The following is a 15,506-nucleotide window of genomic DNA, read 5'->3' on the forward strand; positions in this document are numbered from 1 at the left end:
GCGAAGGGCAGGCATGACGAGGGCGAGGAGGCGGCCGTGCGGCCAACGTCGATCGATCTCCCTACGGCCGGTCAGCTGTCTCTGTGGGGCGACGTGCGCCGGCCTGCCCTGCTGAGCGTCGCGATGCTCGGCTCGATGCCGCAGCGAGAGGCGGCGGTCAGCTTCGAATGCCGCACGTCCGGGCAGCGACGCCACTACTTCACCGGACCGCTGCTCCTCGATGTGCTCCGGGCCGCCGAACCGCTGTTCGACCCGGCCGAGCGCAAAGACCGGCTGCGCTACCTGATCGCGGTGCTGGGGCGCGACGGCCACCGCGCCGTGCTGTCGTGGGGCGAGATCGACCCCGAGTTCGGCAACACCCCGGCGCTGCTCGCCGTCACCATGGACTGCCAGGACCTGACCGAGTGGGGACCGCACCTGGTGATGCCCGGAGATCGCTGCGGATCGCGGCACATCAGCCGGGTCACCGGCATCAGGGTGTGCGCCGCCGACCGGTTATGGGCATGAACGGAGCGGTGTACGCCGCCGTTCATGCGGGGTAGGCGTGGGTCTCGCCGGCCTTGACCGAGGCCCAGATCTGCTGGCCCGGAGTCAGGTCGAGGTCGGCCAGGGCGGCGGGGGTGATGTCGGCGAAGGCGGTGATCGGCCCGTCGAGGTGGACGCGTATGTTGTCGCCGTGCCGTTCGATGCCGTCGATGCGCGCCTCCCACAGGTTGCGCGGGCTGCCGTCCGGGCGGGTGCGGTAGAGGGCCACGGCGGCGGGGGCGAACGCGACGAACACCGGCCCCGTGAGGTGCTCGGTGGTGCTGATCGGCAGCTCGCCGACCTCGACCCGCGCCCCGTCGGCCACGCCCCGGTACAGGTTGAGCCCGACCAGGCGGGCGACGTAGTCGGTACGCGGATGGCGGGCCACCTCGGCGGGGCTGCCCTGCTGGACGACGGCGCCGTTCTCGATGACGATCAGCCGGTCGGCCAGCACCATGGCGTCCAGCGGGTCGTGGGTGACCAGCACGGTGGCCCCGTCGAAGTCGGCCAGGTGGCGGCGCAGCTGCGAACGGATCTCCAGCCGGGTGTGCGCGTCCAGCGCCGCCAGGGGCTCGTCCAGCAGCAGCAGCCGTGGCTCGACGGCCAGGGCTCGGGCCAGGGCGACCCGCTGGGCCTGCCCGCCGGACAGCTGGCGCGGCCTGGCGGCGGCCCGCTCGGCCAGGCCGACCCGCTCCAGCAGGGCGGCGGCCGCGCGTCGGGCCTCGGCCTTGGAGACGCCCTGGCAGCGCGGCCCGAAGGCCACGTTGTCCAGCGCGGACAGGTGCGGGAAGAGCAGATAGTCCTGGAAGACCATGCCGATCGGGCGCTGCTCGGCGGCCAGGGTGTGCAGGCCCCGGCCGTCCAGGACGATCTCGCCGCCGGACAGCGCGGTGAGCCCGGCCAGGGCGCGCAGCGCGGTGGTCTTGCCCGCGCCGTTGGGACCGAGCAGCGCCACCACCTCACCCGGCGCCACCTCGAACGCGATGTCCAGGGTGAAGGCGGGCCGGCTGACCACCAGCCGGGCCTGGAGCATCATGGCGCGCTCACCCACCGGTCGCGCAGGCTGGCCAGAATGATCACCGAGACGGCCAGCAGCACCAGGCTGAGCACGATGGCCGCCTCCGGCTCGGTCTCCAAGGCCAGGTAGACGGCCAGGGGCATCGTACGGGTGGTGCCGGGAAAGTTGCCCGCGAACGTGATCGTCGCACCGAACTCGCCCAGCGCCCGCGCCCAGCACAACACCGCCCCCGCCACCACACCCGGCATGACCATCGGCAGCGTGACCCGCCGGAACACGGTCCACCGCGAGGCCCCCAGCGTGGCCGCGGCCTCCTCGAAACGCCGGTCGGCTCCCCGCAGCGCGCCCTCCACGCTGATCACCAGGAACGGCATCGCCACGAACGCCTCCGCGACGATCACCCCCGCCGTGGTGAACGGCAGCGTGATCCCCAGCGACGACTCCAGCCACTGCCCGACCAGCCCGCGCCGCCCCAGCACGAGCAGCAACGCCACACCACCCACCACCGGCGGCAGCACCAACGGAACGGTCACCAATGCCCGCACCAGCCGCCGCCCGGGAAACGACACCCGAGCCAGCAGCCACGCCAGCGGCACCCCGAACAGCAGGCACAGCACGGTCGCGACGGTGGCGCACACCAGCGACAACCGCAACGCCTCCAGCACCTGCGGCTCGGCCAGCCGCTCCAGCAGCGTGGACCAAGGGGCGCGGATCAGCAGCCCGGCCAGCGGCAGCACCAGGAACGCCAGCCCGACCAGCGCCGGCAGCACCAGCATCCACGGCAGCCGGCCGGAGGCCCGGCGGCCCGTGAACCCCCGACCGGCGGACCCGTCCATCGGGTCCGCCCGGCCGGCGCGCTCGGGATCGGCCATGCGGATCAAGGGCTCCTCACGGGCTGCTGGTCACGCGCTCGTGACCGGGGATCTCGACGACGACATTCGTGGACTTGATCACGGCGACCGCCACCACCCCTGTCTCCAGGCCCAACTCGTCGGCGGCCTGGCGGCTCATCAGCGACACCACCCGGAACGGCCCGGCGGCTATCTCCACCTGGGCCATCACCGAGTCCCTGAGCACCTCGGTCACGATCCCGCGAAAGCGGTTACGCGCCGAGGAACGGCCGCCGCTCTCGATCTCCTCGACCTGAGCACGGGCGAAGGCGGCCAGATCGGCGCCGTTTACCTGCCGATGGCCGTGCTCGTCCCGCTCGGCCGCCAGCCGTCCCGCGTCCACCCAGCGGCGGACGGTGTCGGCACTGACCCCGAGCAGCGCCGCGGCCTCGCTGATCCGAAACGTCGCCACAAGCCTTCACCATACCCTTCGCACTTTCCAGCCCGAATATCGGCCTTACTCGGAAACAGCGACTTCATCTGGCGTTCCACCATGGCATTCACGAGACTGGCGAGAAACGCCCCATGCGGGCTGTGGGCGGTGGGCAGCGCGAGTGGCTCGCAGCCGGTGAAATTCGCAGATCAGGCAATGACGCGGGTCCGTACCGCTGACGCATGACCGTGAGCGCGGTATGCGGTGAGCGGGGCGTTACACCTACAGTGGTGACGTGTCGTCGGGAAACGCCGTTGTGGCGCGTAACATGCGCCTGCTCAGGGAGCAGCGGGGCATGTCGCTGGCCGAGTTGGCTCGGCAGGCGGGGCTGGCCAAGCAGACTCTGTCCACGATCGAGCAGGGGGTGGGCAACCCGACGGTGGACACGCTGTTCTCCATCGCGGACGCGCTGGGCGTGCCGGTCACGCGGCTGGTGGCCGAGCGGGAGCAGGTGATGGTGGTGCAGCGCCGCGACGAGGTGGTGTGGCAACGGCACGGCGGCTACGAGTCCCGCTCGCTCGACCACGTCTACGGCTCCGGCGTGATCGAGAACTACCTGCTGCGCATCGCGCCCGCAGCCGGTGGCGGCCCGGCCGAGCCGTCCGCTCCCCATCCGGTGGGCACGCTGGAGCACCTGTACGTCATCAGCGGCCACGTACGGGTGGGCCCGGTCGAGTCCGCGGTGGAGCTGGGCACCGGAGACTTCGTGCGTTATCCGGGTGATCGTCCCCACGTGTACGAGTCGCTCGACGGTGAGAGCGTGGTGCACGTCGTGGTCAGCGTGCCGCGGGTGCAGCCGGGCACCGGGGCCATGCGGGTGTCCCGCACCCATGGCGAGCGGCCCCATGACGAGCCCGCCCTCTGAAACACCGGGTTCACGCCCGTTGTACGGTCCGGGAGGCCTCGTAGGCGACCCGGACCTCGTCAGCCTCCGCGCGGCATGCCGACCACATAGCCCATGTAACGCCCCTATCGGGAGAACTCCTGCTCCCGGGTTTCGGGCAGGAGGAGCACGCAGGCGAGGCTCACCAGGCAGAGCGTGCCCGTGTAGACGCCGAGCACCAGAGGCGAGGCCCACTGCGTGTTCAGCCAGGTGGCGACGAGCGGGGCGAAGCCGCCGCCCAGGGTGTTGGCCAGGATGAAGGCGGTCGACGCGCCGGTGTAGCGGAGCCGGGCGGGGAACAGCTCCGGCAGGAACGCGGCGATCGGCGCGAAGCTCAACGTGAACAGCAGCAGCCCGAGGGCGAACGCACCGGTGATCAGCAGGCCGTTCCCGGTCCGCAGGGAGCCGAACATGGGCAGCGCCCACAGGACGCAGCCGATGAGGCCGGCCAGCATCACCGGGCGCCGGCCCACCCGGTCGGCCAGGCGGGCGACGGGCACGGTGGCCAGGGCGCCGGCGGCCGCGGCGATGCTGGCGGCGGCGAGCACCGTGTTCTGCGGGATGCCGAGCGCGGCGGGGCCGTACTGCAGGCTGTAGACGGTGGTCAGGTAGTAGACGGACGAGCCTCCGACCGCCGCGCCGATGCCGAGGAGCAACCGGCCGGGGTGCTCCTTGAGCAGCGTGCCGAGCGGGAAGCGAGAGGTGGCCTGGCGGGGCGTGGTGGCGAAGACCGGCGACTCCTCCACCCGGCTGCGCACCCAGATGCCGATGACGATGAGCACGGCGCTGAGCAGGAACGGGACGCGCCACGCCCCGGCGGCGAAGCCGTCACGTCCGGCGATGGCCAGGGTGGGCAGGATCGCCGCGCTGGACAGCAGGAAGCCCAGCGGCGGGCCGGCCTGCGGGATGGAGGCGTACATCGCCCGCCGCCGGGGAGGAGCGTGCTCGGCGGCCAGCAGCACCGCGCCGCCCCATTCGCCGCCCATGCTCACGCCCTGGAGCAGGCGAAGCGCCACCAGCAGCACTGGAGCGAGCAGCCCCGCGTCGGCGTAGGTCGGCAGCAGGCCCACGCCGACCGTCGCCGCGCCCATGAGCAGCAGCGAGACGACCAGCGCGGGCTTGCGGCCCAGCCGGTCGCCGAGGGTGCCGAACAGCACCACGCCCACGGGCCTGGCCAGGAACGCGCCGGCGAAGGTGAGGAACGCGGCCAGGGTCTGCGCCGCCGGGGTCCCGGTCGGGAAGAAGGCGGGGCCCAGGACCAGGGCGGCAGCGGTGCCGTACACGGCGAAGTCGTAGTACTCGATGGTGGTGCCGATGAGGCTCGCGGCGGCGACGCGCGAGACGCCGCGCGTGCTGCTCGCGGCGCCCGCGGATGTTCCGGACGGGACGGCGGTCTCGGACATGGAAGGGGCTCCTCCGCTGAAGACTGGGGGTACAAGAGCATGGAAGGGCCCGCGGAGGAGAAGGGCACGTTCCTGTGCCGCACAGCGGCACGTCACCGCGTGCTTGACCGGCGGTCAGCCCGCAGGCGAGCCGAACTGCCCGGCCTGCGGGATCGTCATCGCGACGTGGGCGAGCATCCGGTCGGACAGGCGCCGGTAGGACCGCGACCCCTGTCACTTATAACTGACGCCCCGTCCATCTTGACAGACATCAACCCATCACCGCATTCTGTCCAACTAAGTGAACGGGTACAGGAGGAGGTTCACCATGAGCACGGCCGCCATCCGTGATGACCGCGCGGCCATCGACAAGGCGGTCAGTCTCCTGGTCTCGCTCGGCGACCAGGCCGGCACGGGGTTGGGCGTCAGCGAGCTGGCTCGGCGCGCCGAGCTGAGCAAGAGCACCGCGTTCCGGGTGCTGGGCATGCTGGAGCGCAACGGCGTGGTGGAGAAGACCGAGGGCAAGTACCGGCTGGGCCGGCGGCTGCACGAGCTCGGCCGGCACGTGTACGTCCCCGACCACGACCACATCCGTGACCTGCTCATCCCCTTCCTCACCGACCTGTACGAGCTGACGCGCGAGACCGTGCACCTCGCCGCCCTGCACGACACCGACGTGGTCTACCTGTCCAAGCTCTACGGCCACCGCCAGGTCCGCTCCCCCTCGCGCATCGGCGGCCGGGTGCCCGCCCACTGCACCGCGGTCGGCAAGGCCTTGCTGGCCTACGACCATGACGCCCTGCACCGCGTGCTCGCGTCCGATCTGCGGGCGTTCACGCCCAACACCATCACCGACCCCGACCGGCTGGCGGCCGAGATCGCGGAGATACGCCGCACCGGAGTCGCCTTCGACGACGAGGAGTCCACGCTGGGGCTGCGCTGCGTCGCGGTGCCGGTCATGGGCCGGGGCGGCAGGGCCGTGGCCGCGATGTCGGTGTCGGGTCCCACCGGCCGCCTGGACACGCGGGCGCAGGCGCCGGCACTGCGGCGGGTGAGCGCGGCGGCGGCGCAGGAGCTGGCCCGCGCCCGCCGCCTGCGCGCGACAGCCTGACCTGACCGCTCAGGCTACCTGGCCCGCTTGTGCGCGACGGCGTGACCGGGCCGCTCAGCTGCCCAGCACGCGGTCGAGGTCCATGTCGGTCCTGGTCACCCACTCCGGCTCGTGCACCAGCAGGCTGAGCTGCTCACCGGGCAGATCGACGTCGACGACGTAGCGGTAGCCGGCGGACTCGGCCGCCGCCATCCGATCGAGGTCGCCTTCCGGCACCGGGCACACCAGGCGGCGGCATCCGGGATCGGTCCTGGTCACGGCCTCGGTGACGCGCTGGAGGAGCCGGGTCATGGCCTTTCCCGTCGCGGTCGGGGAGACCCGGACCTCCACGTCCCGCGCGCCGACGGGGTACGCCCCGCGCAGGCGGCCCGTCACGCACCGCTCCAGACGTACGCCGTCGATGACCGGCAACGAGGCCATCTCAGCCCTCCTCGTCCACCAGGCGGCGGATCACGGTCTTGTCCAGCTTGCCGGAGGCGTTCCTGGGCATGCTCCGGACGATCTTCAGCCTGCGGGGCAGCTTGTAGCGGGCCAGCTGGGCGGCGGCGTACCCGCGGACGTCGTCGAGGGTGAGCGAGGTTCCCCCGGCCAGTGAGACCACCGCCACGACCGTCTCGCCCCACTGCTCGTCGGGGCTGCCGACGACCGCGACGTCCACCACGCCCGGCATGGCGGCCAGGGCGCGCTCGACCTCGGCCGGGTAGACGTTCTCCCCGCCGCTGATGATCATGTCTTTGAGCCGGTCGACGATGAACAGGAAACCGTCCTCGTCCAGGTGACCGACGTCGCCGGAGTGGAACCAGCCCTCGTCGTCGAACGCCGCCCCGGTGGCCTCGGGGTTCTCCCAGTAGCCGGGGGTGACGTTGGGGCCGCGTACGACGATCTCCCCGGCCTCGCCGGGCTTGAGCGGCTGGTTGGTGGCGGCGTCCACGACGCGGACCTCGGTGTGGGGCATGGGGATGCCGGCGGAGCCGAGCTTGCGCAGGGTGTGCTCGGCGGGAAGGTGAGTGGCGAACGGCGCGGTCTCGGTCAGCCCCCATGCCTGCTGCAGCAGGATGCCGTGCGAGGCGTACAGCTCGATCAGGGACGGCGGCACCGGCGCGCCCGCCACGACGATCGAGCGCAGCTGCGACAGATCGGCCTCGAAGACGCCGGGCACGCGGCTGAGCGCGGCGAGCATGGCGGGCACGGCGAACATCGAGTTCACCCGGTGGGCGACCAGGTCGTCGAGAGACCTGACCGGGTCGAACTGGCGGCGCACGACGACGGTGCCGCCGCGCACGATCGTGCGCAGCGCGAAGCTGTTGAGCGCGCCGATGTGGAACAGCGGGGCGGCGGCGTACGTCACGTCGCCCCGGCGGGTGTCGAGCATGGTGTCCACGTTGACCGAGTTCCACCAGGCGTTGCCGTACGTGAGGATGACGCCCTTGGGCAGGCCGGTGGTGCCGGAGGTGAACATCAGGATCGCCGGATCGTCGAACGTCCTGGTCGCCACCGTGGGGAACGGCTGGGCCGCGGCGATCGGGCCGGACCAGGGCTCCCAGCCCGTGACGCCCTCGGTGGCGGGCTCCTCGAAGTCGTCGTCCACGAGGAGGAAGCGCGTGAGCGAGGTCGCGGCGCGTACGTGCTCGGCGCTCGCCCGGTGCCCCTCCTCACACACGATCACGGTGGCACCGCTGCGCTGGAGCACGCTCTCCAGCTCGGGTTCGGCGAGCCGGAAGTTGACCGGGACGAAGATCGCGCCCAGCCTGAACGCGGCCAGCATGGTGACCAGGAAGGAGGCGCTGTTGAGCCCGAGGTACGCGACCCGGTCGCCGTCGCCGGTCCCGCCGTCGGCGAGGACCGTCGCCAGCCGGGCCGCTTTGTCGTCGAGCTGGGCGTAGGTGAGGTCGCCGCCCGCGTAGCGGATCACGGTGGAGTCGCCGAAGTGGCGGGCGTTGCGTGCGACGGCGGAAGCGGGGTTGACGTCGACCTTCGGGGAGTGGGGGTGGGTCATCGGTCGGCTCCTCAGAGGTGGTCGCCGCCGGCGGCACGGGCGAACCCCCGAACCCCGATGCCGCCGTCGGCCGAGATGGCGTGTCCGGTGATGGTGCCACTCTGCTCGCGGGCGGCGAGCAGGACGTACGGTGCGGTGAAGTCGCGCGGGTCGGTGCTGGAGTCGTGCAGCGGGATGGGCGGGCTGCCGTGGCGTTCGGCGAAAGAGGCCGCGATCGAGCGGTCGCCGAGCGCCAGCGTCTCGGGGCCGCGCAGGTCGGTGTTCATGCCGCCGCAGGCGACGCCGTTCACCCGGACCTTGGGGGCCAGCTCGTAGGCGAGCTCGCGCATCAGGCCGAGACAGGCGTGCTTGCTGGCGGTGTAGAGCGGGCCGCCGCCGTTGACGTAGAAGGAGGCGTTGGACAGCGTCATGACGATGCTGCCACGCGTCTTGACCAGCTCCGGCCAGGCGGCCTCGGCGGCCAGCAGGTAGCCCTTGACGTTGATGGAGAAGATCTCGTCGAAGGCGGCGTCGATCTGCTTGCCGGTCAGGCGGGTGAGCTGGCGCTGGTAGTCCCACACGCCGGCGTTGGCGACGAGGGTGTCGAGCTTGCCGAAGCGCTCGACGGTCTCGGCGACGGCGGCGTGCAGCGCATCGGAGTCGCGCACGTCGGCGGTCACCCTGTGCACCCTGGTCGGGTCCCCGGCGACCTGGTCGAGTTGTGCCGGGTCGCGGCCGAGGACGGTCACGCGGGCTCCTTCGGCCAGGAAGCGCTCAGCGACGGCGCGGCCGATGCCGGAGCCGCCGCCGGTGATCAGGGCGGCGTAGCCGTCGAGCCAGCCGCTCATGCCAGGAACCCCGTGACGAGGTTCTCGAACTCGCTCTGCCGCTCCAGCTGCACCCAGTGCCCGCACCGGCCGAAGACGTGCAGCCGCACGTCGCGGATCTGCTTCAGCATGAGCTGCGCGCCGTCGAGGGTGATCGTACGGTCGTCACGCCCCCACAGCAGCAGCGTCGGGGCCTTGATCCGGTGCAGGTCCTTCCACAGCGGGTCCATGCCACCGCGCCTGGCGAAGGCGGCGTTGTAGCGGTGGTAGAAGGCGATATGGCTGTCGTCGAGCGAGGCCTCGTAGCGGGCTTTGACGACGTCCTCGCCGAACTGCTTGTGGTCGAAGACCATGGTGCGGATGAACGCGGCCATCTTCTTCTCGCTGGGCCCGGTGCCGTTGTAGTAGCGGAACATCTCCTTCTGCCCCTCGGTCGGGGTGGGCCCGAACGGCAGCCAGCCGCCGCCGGGGGCCATGAGCACGAGCCTGGTCACGCGGTCGGGGCGTTCCTGGGCCATGGCGAGGGCGGCGGCGCCGCCGAGGCTGTTGCCGAGGAGGTGGAAGGTCTCGATGCCGAGGGCGTCGAACGCCTGGAAGAGGGCGTCCACGGTGATCTCGGTGATGGACCGCTTGTCGAGGTCCTCCTCTGTCGGGCGGTAGCTGCCGCCGAAGCCGGGCTGGTCGGGCAGGACGACGCGGAAGCGGCGGGACAGCGCGGGCAGGTTCTGGTGGTAGTTGCCGACGCCGGAGGCGCCGGGGCCGCCGCCGTGCAGCATCACCAGCACGGGGCCCTCGCCGGTCTCGGCGACGGCGATCTCGCCGAGCGTGGTGGTCACGCTGTGGTGCTTCACAGGGGCTCCGATCAGAAGAAGGTGGAGATGTTCTTGGCCAGCAGGATGTTCTGGTCGAGCAGGATGGTCCGGCGGGCGACCTGGAGGCCGCCTGGCGTGCGGCGCAGGAGATCGGTACGGCTGCCGGCGAAGACGTTCTCCTCGCGCTCCAGGCGGTTGCGGTAGACCAGGAACACCGAGCGGACGAGCAGGTCGTCGGCGGTGAAGCCGGGGTGCTCGGCAGGGTCGACGTGCCGCGCCAACACGTTGGTGATCAGGTGCCGGGTCCGGGAGGGCGGGTCCTCGGCCCAGGCCATGCCGGAGTCGAAGCGGCGGATGCGCCAGGCCAGGCTCTCCTTGCTCTCGTCGTAGAAGGCGGCCTCGCCCCGGGCGGCGACCGACAGGGCCTGCTGGCGGCGCAGCCGGTTGGTACGGGTGGGCATCCAGTAGTCGAGGTCGTCGGCGAGCAGATCGAGCCAGTCGGCATAGCGGCCGGCGTCGAGGAGGTCGGCCTCCTCGTAGTAGAACTGCTCGACCTCGAAGTGGGTCTCACGGTCGGCGCGCACCCCTGCGGTGCTCACGGTGGTCATGCGTTCCCCTCTAGGCGCGCAGCAGCGTGCGCAGGTTCACGGACGGGTCGGACAGTCGTCCCGGGTCGGCCGGGATCCGGCGGTCGATCATGCGGCGCGCGGCCCGTACGGCATTGGGGTCGTCCACGGCGGCGGCGGCCACCACCAGCCCGTCGCGCAGACCGAACACCGAGAACGCGGGGTCGTCGAAGGACCCGCGGACCACTGTCCGCTCGGCCGCCGCCATGTGGCCGACTGCCTCGACGTGGTGGCCGTGCCGGTCCGTCCAGAACCAGGGGGCGGTGGGCGTGGGAGGCGGCGCGCCGAGAATGGTGGCCGCCGCCCGGGCGCCGTCGTGCTGGGCGGCCTCCCAGTGCCCGTCGCGACTGCGCGCGGAGTCGCCGACAGCGAGGATCGCCGGGTTCGAGGTGACCTGTCCGGTGTCCACGAGGACACGACGATCGACCTTCAGCCCGGCTGCCTCGGCCAGCGCGGTCTCGGGCACCATGCCGACACCGAATACCACGACGTCGAACACGCGGCGTCCACCGGCGAACGTCGCCTCGGCGCCGTCGAGCGACTCCAGTCCGGCCTGGACGGTGGTGATGCCGCGGGTGGCGTGCTGTTCGTGGAGCCAGGCGGCCAGCTCGACGCCGACCGCAGGGGCCAGCGGCGTGGCCACCGGATCAGTGAGCACGACCTCGCAGCCGAGATCGACGGCATTCGATGCCACCTCTGCGCCGATCAGGCCCCCTCCGACCACCAGCGCACGGGCGCCCGGTCTCAGAGCGGCGCGCAGCCGATCGGCGTCCTCGGCCGTGCGGAGCACGTGCGCGCGCTCGCAGCCCGGGATGGGTGGGCGTGCCGCGCCTCCGCCGGTGGCCAGAACCACGCGGTCGGCGGGCAGCGGGGGGCCGTCCTGAAGTTCGACGCGCCCTGAGCGCAGCGCGGTCACGCGGGTCCGGTTGATCAGCCGGATGGACTGCTCGTCGTACCACTGAGGGGGCCGCAAGGCGATCTGCTTCAGGTCTTTGGCCCCGGTCAGGTAGTCCTTCGACAGCGGCGGCCGGTCGTACGGGAGCTCGCCCGCGTCGACCAGCGTGAGGTCGCCGTCGAAGCCACCCTCCCGCAGGGCCGCCGCCGTGCTGACGCCGGCGATCCCGCCGCCGACGATCACGACTCTCATGGCGCCTCGTTCGGGAAGAGGTAGACCTCGCCATCGCGTACCTCGACCCGGTGCGGGCAGGCGTCGCGGGTGGCGGGCAGGCCCTGGACCTCGCCGTTCTTCAGGCAGAACCGGCTGGAGTGCAAGGGGCACTCGACATAGCCGTCCTCGACCCAGCCGTCGGCCAGCGAGGCGTCCTCGTGGGTGCAGGTGTCGTCCAGCGCCCACACGCTGCCGTCGGTGTCGCGCAGCAGTGCGATGTCGTCCGCGGTGCCGGTGATGGCCCTGTCGACGGCGATGCCCTCGCCCTCGGGGATGTCGTCCAGCGCCGCGACCCTGATGCCGTCGCTCATTTGTCCTCCTCGTGCGCCTCATGCCAGGCGGGGGTGGTCATCAGCTCGCGCCAGCGCGCGTAGAAGGCCCGGCCGGCGGCGTCGCTGTAGAGCTCGCTGGTCGTGCCCGGGTGGCGGCCGTCGTCGCGTTCGGAGCCGAGGCCCATCTGGTAGTTGAGCGGCACGCTGTTGGTGACGAAACCGTGTGCGACGGCCTGCACCTCGCTCCAGTTCTCGCCGTCGTCCTGTTCGAAGATGCCGCTGGGGCCGAACGTGCGCAGGTTGTACAGCCGCTGCGCCTCTCGTACCTCGTGCGGCATGGACCTGTCGACGATCGTCCAGGCCCACACCTCCATCCGGTCGGGTCCCTTGGGGTGCCAGACGCGGATGGAGCCGTTGACCGGCAGGTAGGAGAAGTTCGGGAAGACGGTGGCGTGCCCGTTGGTCAGCGGGCCCTCGACGCGGGCCTCGCCGAGGCGTTCGCGCAGCGCGGCGTAGTCCGTCCACCGGTGGACGGTTCTGGCGTCGAATCGGTTCTTCGGGTGCACAGGGAAACCCGCGCCGTGACCGTTGGGGCTCGCGTACTGGCGGCCGGCACGGTGCACGATCTCGTCCTTGGGGCCTTTGCCGGTGGGCGAGAGCAGCATGAGCGCCGAGGCGTGGCTCATGTTGACGTGGTACCAGTCGGTGGCGAACTGCTCGGCCGCCAGCTTCCAGTTACCCTCCAGCACCCACTTGTGCACGCCGCCCACCACGACCGTGCCCTCGTCGTCGTGGTCGAGCATCGCGTCCATGTACCAGGCCATGTCGCCCAGCGACTCCCGCAGCGGCACCGGATCGGGATTCCAGGTGCCGAAGATCAGGCCGCGGTAGCTGTCGACGTGGGGCACCTCGACCAGGCCCCACTCCCCCGTGTCGAACGACTGCGGGTAGCCCGCCTTGTTCGGGACGCTGACGAGCTTGCCGTCCAGGTCGTAGGACCAGCCGTGGTAGGTGCAGGTGAAGTTGCGGGTGGCGCCGTGGTCGGCGCGGCAGACGCGGGCACCGCGGTGCCGGCAGGAGTTCAGGTACGCCCGGATGCGCCGGCTGCGGTCCAGGGTGACGATGACCGGGTCCTCGCCCATGTACGTGGTGAAGAAGTCGCCAGGCTTGTGGAACTGGTCGGCATGCGCCAGGAACAGCCAGCTCGGCGCGAACACGCGGCGCAACTCCTGACGGTAGATCAGCTGGTCGGTGAAGACGGCACGATCCACCAGCCCGCCCTCGCCGTCGACGAGCCCGGAGACGTCGATGGTCGGCGCCAGCTCGGCCGGTCGCCGCAGGGCCCCGCGCGGGGATTCGATGGTCATGGGGCCCAGACAACAGCCACCGAGCGCCGCGTTCCAACGGTCGTTCCGTACGACGGCACACGAGCTGTCATGCGATGGTCGTCGTCGGACACCTTGGCGGCATGCTTGCCGCCACCGCCGTCTCCCAGAGCGCGACCGACCCCCTGTCCGGTCTCGTCCTGGACGACGTCCCCAAGCCCGAGCCCAGGCCCGGCTGGTCGATCGTCCGGGTCGTCTCGTCCTCCTTGAACATGCACGATCTGTGGACACTGCGCGGCGTCGGCCACCCGCCCGAGCGGCTGCCGATCATCCTCGGCTGCGACGCCGCCGGCTACGACGAGGACGGCAACGAGGTCATCGTGCACCCCGTCATAGCGGACCCCGACGCCGGGCGCGGCGACGAGACCCTGGACCCGAACCGGGCCCTGCTGTCCGAGCAGCACGACGGCGCCTTCGCCGAGTACCTGACCGTCCCGACCCGCAACCTGATCCCCAAGCCGTCGTGGCTGTCCTTCGACGAGGCCGCGTGCCTGCCGGTCGCCTGGACGACCGCGTACCGGATGCTGTTCACCCAGGCGCGGATCAAGGCCGGGGACCGCGTGCTGGTGCAGGGCGCGGGCGGCGGCGTCGCCTCGGCCGCGATCAAGCTGGCGCTCGCCGCCGGCGCGATCGTGTACGCCACCAGCCGCAGCGAGGACAAGCGTGCCCAGGCGCTCTCCTGGGGTGCCCGGGCCGCCGTGCCGACCGGCGAGCGGCTGCCCGAGCGCGTGGACGTCGTCATCGAGACCGTCGGCGAGGCCACCTGGTCGCACTCGCTGAAGTCGCTGCGCCCCGGCGGCACCGTCGTCATCGCGGGCGCGACCAGCGGCACCAACCCACCCGCCGACCTCGGCCGGGTCTTCTACCTGCAGCAGCGCATCCTCGGCTCCACCGGCTGCACCCGCGGCGAGCTGGTCGCGCTGCTGAACCTGCTGGACGCCACGGGCCTGCGCCCGGTGATCGACCGCACGCTCCCGCTGGACGAGATCCACAAGGGCTTCCAGCTCATGATCGACGGGCGGCTCACCGGCAAGCTCGTCATAAAGGAGATCACCTCATGACCGCCGTCGCCGTCGGCCTGTCCCATTCCCCGCTCATCGGCAAGAACGACCCTGCTCCCGACGTCATCGCAGCCGTGGACATCGCCCTGGACGGGGCCCGCGCCTTCGTCCGCGCCTTCGACCCCGACCTGGTCGTGCTGTACGCGCCCGACCACTACAACGGCTTCTTCTACAAGGAGATGCCGCCGTTCTGCCTGGCCACCGAGGCCCACGCGGTAGGCGACTTCGGCTCCGCCGCCGGGCCGCTGTCGGTGGACACCGAGGCCGCCCGCGCCATCGCCCTCGGCGTACTGGACCGGGGCGTCGATCTGACGATCTCGGCGCGGATGACCGTGGACCACGGGTTCGTGCAGCCGCTGGAGGTGCTGTTCGGCGGCATCGACCGCGTCCCGGTGGTGCCCGTCTTCGTCAACGGCGTGGCCACCCCGCTCGGGCCGGTGAGCCGCGTCCGCGCGCTCGGCACCGCGATCGGCCAGGCCGCCGCCGAGCTGGACCGGCGCGTACTGTTCCTCGGCTCCGGCGGGTTGTCGCACGACCCACCCGTCCCGGTGCTGGAGGGCGCCCCGCCCCGCGTCGCCGACGCCCTCATCGAGGGCCACCCGCCCACGCCGGAGCAGCGGGCGCGGGGGGAGCAGCGGGTGGTCCAGGCCGGGCGTGACTACGCCGCCGGCTCGACCGCGATGATTCCCATCAATCCGACCTGGGACAACCTCGTGCTCGACACCCTCGCGAGCGGCCGGCTGAAGGATGTGGACGGCTGGAGCGTGGAGTGGATGGGCGCGGAGGGCGGTGGCTCGGCGCACGAGGTGCGGACGTGGATCGCCGCGTTCGCCTCACTGGCCGCCACCGGCAAGTACCGAATGACCTCCCGCTTCTACCGAGCCATCCCCGAATGGATCGCGGGCTTCGCCGTCGCCACCGCGGAGGGCTAGCGACGACCGCCATGGACGAGGCCGTGGACCGACTGGCGGACGCCGGCTCGCCGGCATCACGCTCGACTTGCGGCCGCAGACCCGCGGCGGGCGATGAGGGGAAAGGGGAAAGCTTCCTAATGAGAGTTAACGAATCCGCCCGGGTCATCGGGCAGACTTCGGACTGGTAGCCACCGGCAGGTGAGCACTCGTGCTTCCTGGACGTT

The 15,506-nt window shown here is 71.6% G+C and carries 17 protein-coding genes; 5 read left to right on the forward strand and 12 right to left on the reverse strand.

Features of this window, described 5'->3' with window-relative positions; genetic code table 11:
- Nucleotides 1-36 precede the first annotated feature (36 nt).
- Nucleotides 37-507: a hypothetical protein gene (locus ACIBQ1_RS58645; protein ID WP_397292001.1), complete on the forward strand. Its 471-nt coding sequence runs from the start codon at nucleotides 37-39 to the stop codon at nucleotides 505-507.
- A gap of 22 nt (nucleotides 508-529) precedes the next feature.
- On the opposite strand, the gene ACIBQ1_RS58650 is transcribed toward ACIBQ1_RS58645, so the two are convergent.
- The 3 genes from ACIBQ1_RS58650 to ACIBQ1_RS58660 are packed head-to-tail and all read right to left on the reverse strand — an operon-like array spanning nucleotide 530 to nucleotide 2,845.
- A complete protein-coding gene (locus ACIBQ1_RS58650; RefSeq protein ID WP_397292002.1) occupies nucleotides 530-1,561 on the reverse strand; it encodes an ABC transporter ATP-binding protein in 1,032 nt (343 codons plus the stop codon).
- Nucleotides 1,558-2,379, reverse strand: a complete 822-nt coding sequence (locus ACIBQ1_RS58655; RefSeq protein ID WP_397292024.1) for an ABC transporter permease — start codon at nucleotides 2,377-2,379, stop codon at nucleotides 1,558-1,560. The genes ACIBQ1_RS58650 and ACIBQ1_RS58655 overlap by 4 nt, the downstream gene beginning before the upstream one ends.
- A gap of 52 nt (nucleotides 2,380-2,431) precedes the next feature.
- Nucleotides 2,432-2,845, reverse strand: a complete 414-nt coding sequence (locus ACIBQ1_RS58660) for a molybdopterin-binding protein (RefSeq protein ID WP_397292004.1) — start codon at nucleotides 2,843-2,845, stop codon at nucleotides 2,432-2,434.
- A 256-nt stretch (nucleotides 2,846-3,101) separates the two neighbouring features.
- On the opposite strand from ACIBQ1_RS58660, the gene ACIBQ1_RS58665 reads away from it, so the two are divergent.
- Complete coding sequence (locus ACIBQ1_RS58665) at nucleotides 3,102-3,731, forward strand: helix-turn-helix domain-containing protein (protein WP_397292005.1); 630 nt, start codon at nucleotides 3,102-3,104, stop codon at nucleotides 3,729-3,731.
- A gap of 104 nt (nucleotides 3,732-3,835) precedes the next feature.
- Here ACIBQ1_RS58665 and ACIBQ1_RS58670 read toward each other — a convergent pair whose 3' ends face one another.
- Entirely contained in the window at nucleotides 3,836-5,152 is a 1,317-nt protein-coding gene (locus ACIBQ1_RS58670; RefSeq protein WP_397292007.1) for an MFS transporter, read from the reverse strand.
- Between the two features lie 307 nt (nucleotides 5,153-5,459).
- Here ACIBQ1_RS58670 and ACIBQ1_RS58675 point away from each other — a divergent pair, with 307 nt between their 5' ends.
- Entirely contained in the window at nucleotides 5,460-6,242 is a 783-nt protein-coding gene (locus tag ACIBQ1_RS58675) for an IclR family transcriptional regulator (RefSeq protein WP_397292008.1), read from the forward strand.
- Between the two features lie 54 nt (nucleotides 6,243-6,296).
- Here ACIBQ1_RS58675 and ACIBQ1_RS58680 read toward each other — a convergent pair whose 3' ends face one another.
- Genes ACIBQ1_RS58680 through ACIBQ1_RS58715 form a run of 8 tightly spaced genes read right to left on the reverse strand, consistent with a single transcriptional unit; the run spans nucleotide 6,297 to nucleotide 13,289 of the window.
- Entirely contained in the window at nucleotides 6,297-6,662 is a 366-nt protein-coding gene (locus tag ACIBQ1_RS58680; protein WP_397292009.1) for a hypothetical protein, read from the reverse strand.
- 1 nt (nucleotide 6,663) lies between these two features.
- A complete protein-coding gene (locus ACIBQ1_RS58685) occupies nucleotides 6,664-8,238 on the reverse strand; it encodes a long-chain fatty acid--CoA ligase (RefSeq protein WP_397292011.1) in 1,575 nt (524 codons plus the stop codon).
- 11 nt (nucleotides 8,239-8,249) lie between these two features.
- Entirely contained in the window at nucleotides 8,250-9,065 is an 816-nt protein-coding gene (hcaB, locus tag ACIBQ1_RS58690) for a 3-(cis-5,6-dihydroxycyclohexa-1,3-dien-1-yl)propanoate dehydrogenase (RefSeq protein ID WP_397292012.1), read from the reverse strand.
- Nucleotides 9,062-9,895 carry an alpha/beta fold hydrolase gene (locus ACIBQ1_RS58695; RefSeq protein ID WP_397292013.1) on the reverse strand — a complete coding sequence of 278 codons (834 nt, stop codon included), beginning with the start codon at nucleotides 9,893-9,895 and terminating at the stop codon, nucleotides 9,062-9,064. Before ACIBQ1_RS58695 ends, hcaB begins: the two co-directional genes overlap by 4 nt.
- 11 nt (nucleotides 9,896-9,906) lie before the next feature.
- Entirely contained in the window at nucleotides 9,907-10,464 is a 558-nt protein-coding gene (locus ACIBQ1_RS58700; RefSeq protein WP_397292015.1) for a 3-phenylpropionate/cinnamic acid dioxygenase subunit beta, read from the reverse strand.
- Between the two features lie 10 nt (nucleotides 10,465-10,474).
- The gene (locus ACIBQ1_RS58705) at nucleotides 10,475-11,629 is read right to left on the reverse strand and encodes an NAD(P)/FAD-dependent oxidoreductase (protein ID WP_397292016.1); all 1,155 of its coding nucleotides are present in this window, start codon (nucleotides 11,627-11,629) and stop codon (nucleotides 10,475-10,477) included.
- Nucleotides 11,626-11,961: a non-heme iron oxygenase ferredoxin subunit gene (locus ACIBQ1_RS58710; protein WP_397292017.1), complete on the reverse strand. Its 336-nt coding sequence runs from the start codon at nucleotides 11,959-11,961 to the stop codon at nucleotides 11,626-11,628. The genes ACIBQ1_RS58705 and ACIBQ1_RS58710 overlap by 4 nt, the downstream gene beginning before the upstream one ends.
- The gene (locus tag ACIBQ1_RS58715) at nucleotides 11,958-13,289 is read right to left on the reverse strand and encodes an SRPBCC family protein (protein WP_397292019.1); all 1,332 of its coding nucleotides are present in this window, start codon (nucleotides 13,287-13,289) and stop codon (nucleotides 11,958-11,960) included. Before ACIBQ1_RS58715 ends, ACIBQ1_RS58710 begins: the two co-directional genes overlap by 4 nt.
- A gap of 101 nt (nucleotides 13,290-13,390) precedes the next feature.
- On the opposite strand from ACIBQ1_RS58715, the gene ACIBQ1_RS58720 reads away from it, so the two are divergent.
- Together ACIBQ1_RS58720 and ACIBQ1_RS58725 are read left to right on the forward strand one after the other, a co-directional pair.
- Nucleotides 13,391-14,368 carry a zinc-binding dehydrogenase gene (locus tag ACIBQ1_RS58720; protein WP_397292020.1) on the forward strand — a complete coding sequence of 326 codons (978 nt, stop codon included), beginning with the start codon at nucleotides 13,391-13,393 and terminating at the stop codon, nucleotides 14,366-14,368.
- The gene (locus ACIBQ1_RS58725; RefSeq protein WP_397292022.1) at nucleotides 14,365-15,300 is read left to right on the forward strand and encodes a 3-carboxyethylcatechol 2,3-dioxygenase; all 936 of its coding nucleotides are present in this window, start codon (nucleotides 14,365-14,367) and stop codon (nucleotides 15,298-15,300) included. Before ACIBQ1_RS58720 ends, ACIBQ1_RS58725 begins: the two co-directional genes overlap by 4 nt.
- Nucleotides 15,301-15,506: the final 206 nt, after the last annotated feature.

The sequence above is a fragment of the Nonomuraea sp. NPDC050153 genome (genome assembly GCF_044460125.1).
GTDB lineage: Bacteria > Actinomycetota > Actinomycetes > Streptosporangiales > Streptosporangiaceae > Nonomuraea.

Coding starts and splice junctions, on each gene's coding strand:
- ACIBQ1_RS58650 (WP_397292002.1), bottom strand. CDS start 1,561: ATGATGCTCCAGGCCCGGCTGGTGGTCAGCCGGCCCGCCTTCACCCTG.
- ACIBQ1_RS58655 (WP_397292024.1), bottom strand. CDS start 2,379: ATGGACGGGTCCGCCGGTCGGGGGTTCACGGGCCGCCGGGCCTCCGGC.
- ACIBQ1_RS58670 (WP_397292007.1), bottom strand. CDS start 5,152: ATGTCCGAGACCGCCGTCCCGTCCGGAACATCCGCGGGCGCCGCGAGC.
- ACIBQ1_RS58675 (WP_397292008.1), top strand. CDS start 5,460: ATGAGCACGGCCGCCATCCGTGATGACCGCGCGGCCATCGACAAGGCG.
- ACIBQ1_RS58680 (WP_397292009.1), bottom strand. CDS start 6,662: ATGGCCTCGTTGCCGGTCATCGACGGCGTACGTCTGGAGCGGTGCGTG.
- ACIBQ1_RS58685 (WP_397292011.1), bottom strand. CDS start 8,238: ATGACCCACCCCCACTCCCCGAAGGTCGACGTCAACCCCGCTTCCGCC.
- hcaB (WP_397292012.1), bottom strand. CDS start 9,065: ATGAGCGGCTGGCTCGACGGCTACGCCGCCCTGATCACCGGCGGCGGC.
- ACIBQ1_RS58700 (WP_397292015.1), bottom strand. CDS start 10,464: ATGACCACCGTGAGCACCGCAGGGGTGCGCGCCGACCGTGAGACCCAC.
- ACIBQ1_RS58705 (WP_397292016.1), bottom strand. CDS start 11,629: ATGAGAGTCGTGATCGTCGGCGGCGGGATCGCCGGCGTCAGCACGGCG.
- ACIBQ1_RS58710 (WP_397292017.1), bottom strand. CDS start 11,961: ATGAGCGACGGCATCAGGGTCGCGGCGCTGGACGACATCCCCGAGGGC.
- ACIBQ1_RS58715 (WP_397292019.1), bottom strand. CDS start 13,289: ATGACCATCGAATCCCCGCGCGGGGCCCTGCGGCGACCGGCCGAGCTG.
- ACIBQ1_RS58720 (WP_397292020.1), top strand. CDS start 13,391: ATGCTTGCCGCCACCGCCGTCTCCCAGAGCGCGACCGACCCCCTGTCC.
- ACIBQ1_RS58725 (WP_397292022.1), top strand. CDS start 14,365: ATGACCGCCGTCGCCGTCGGCCTGTCCCATTCCCCGCTCATCGGCAAG.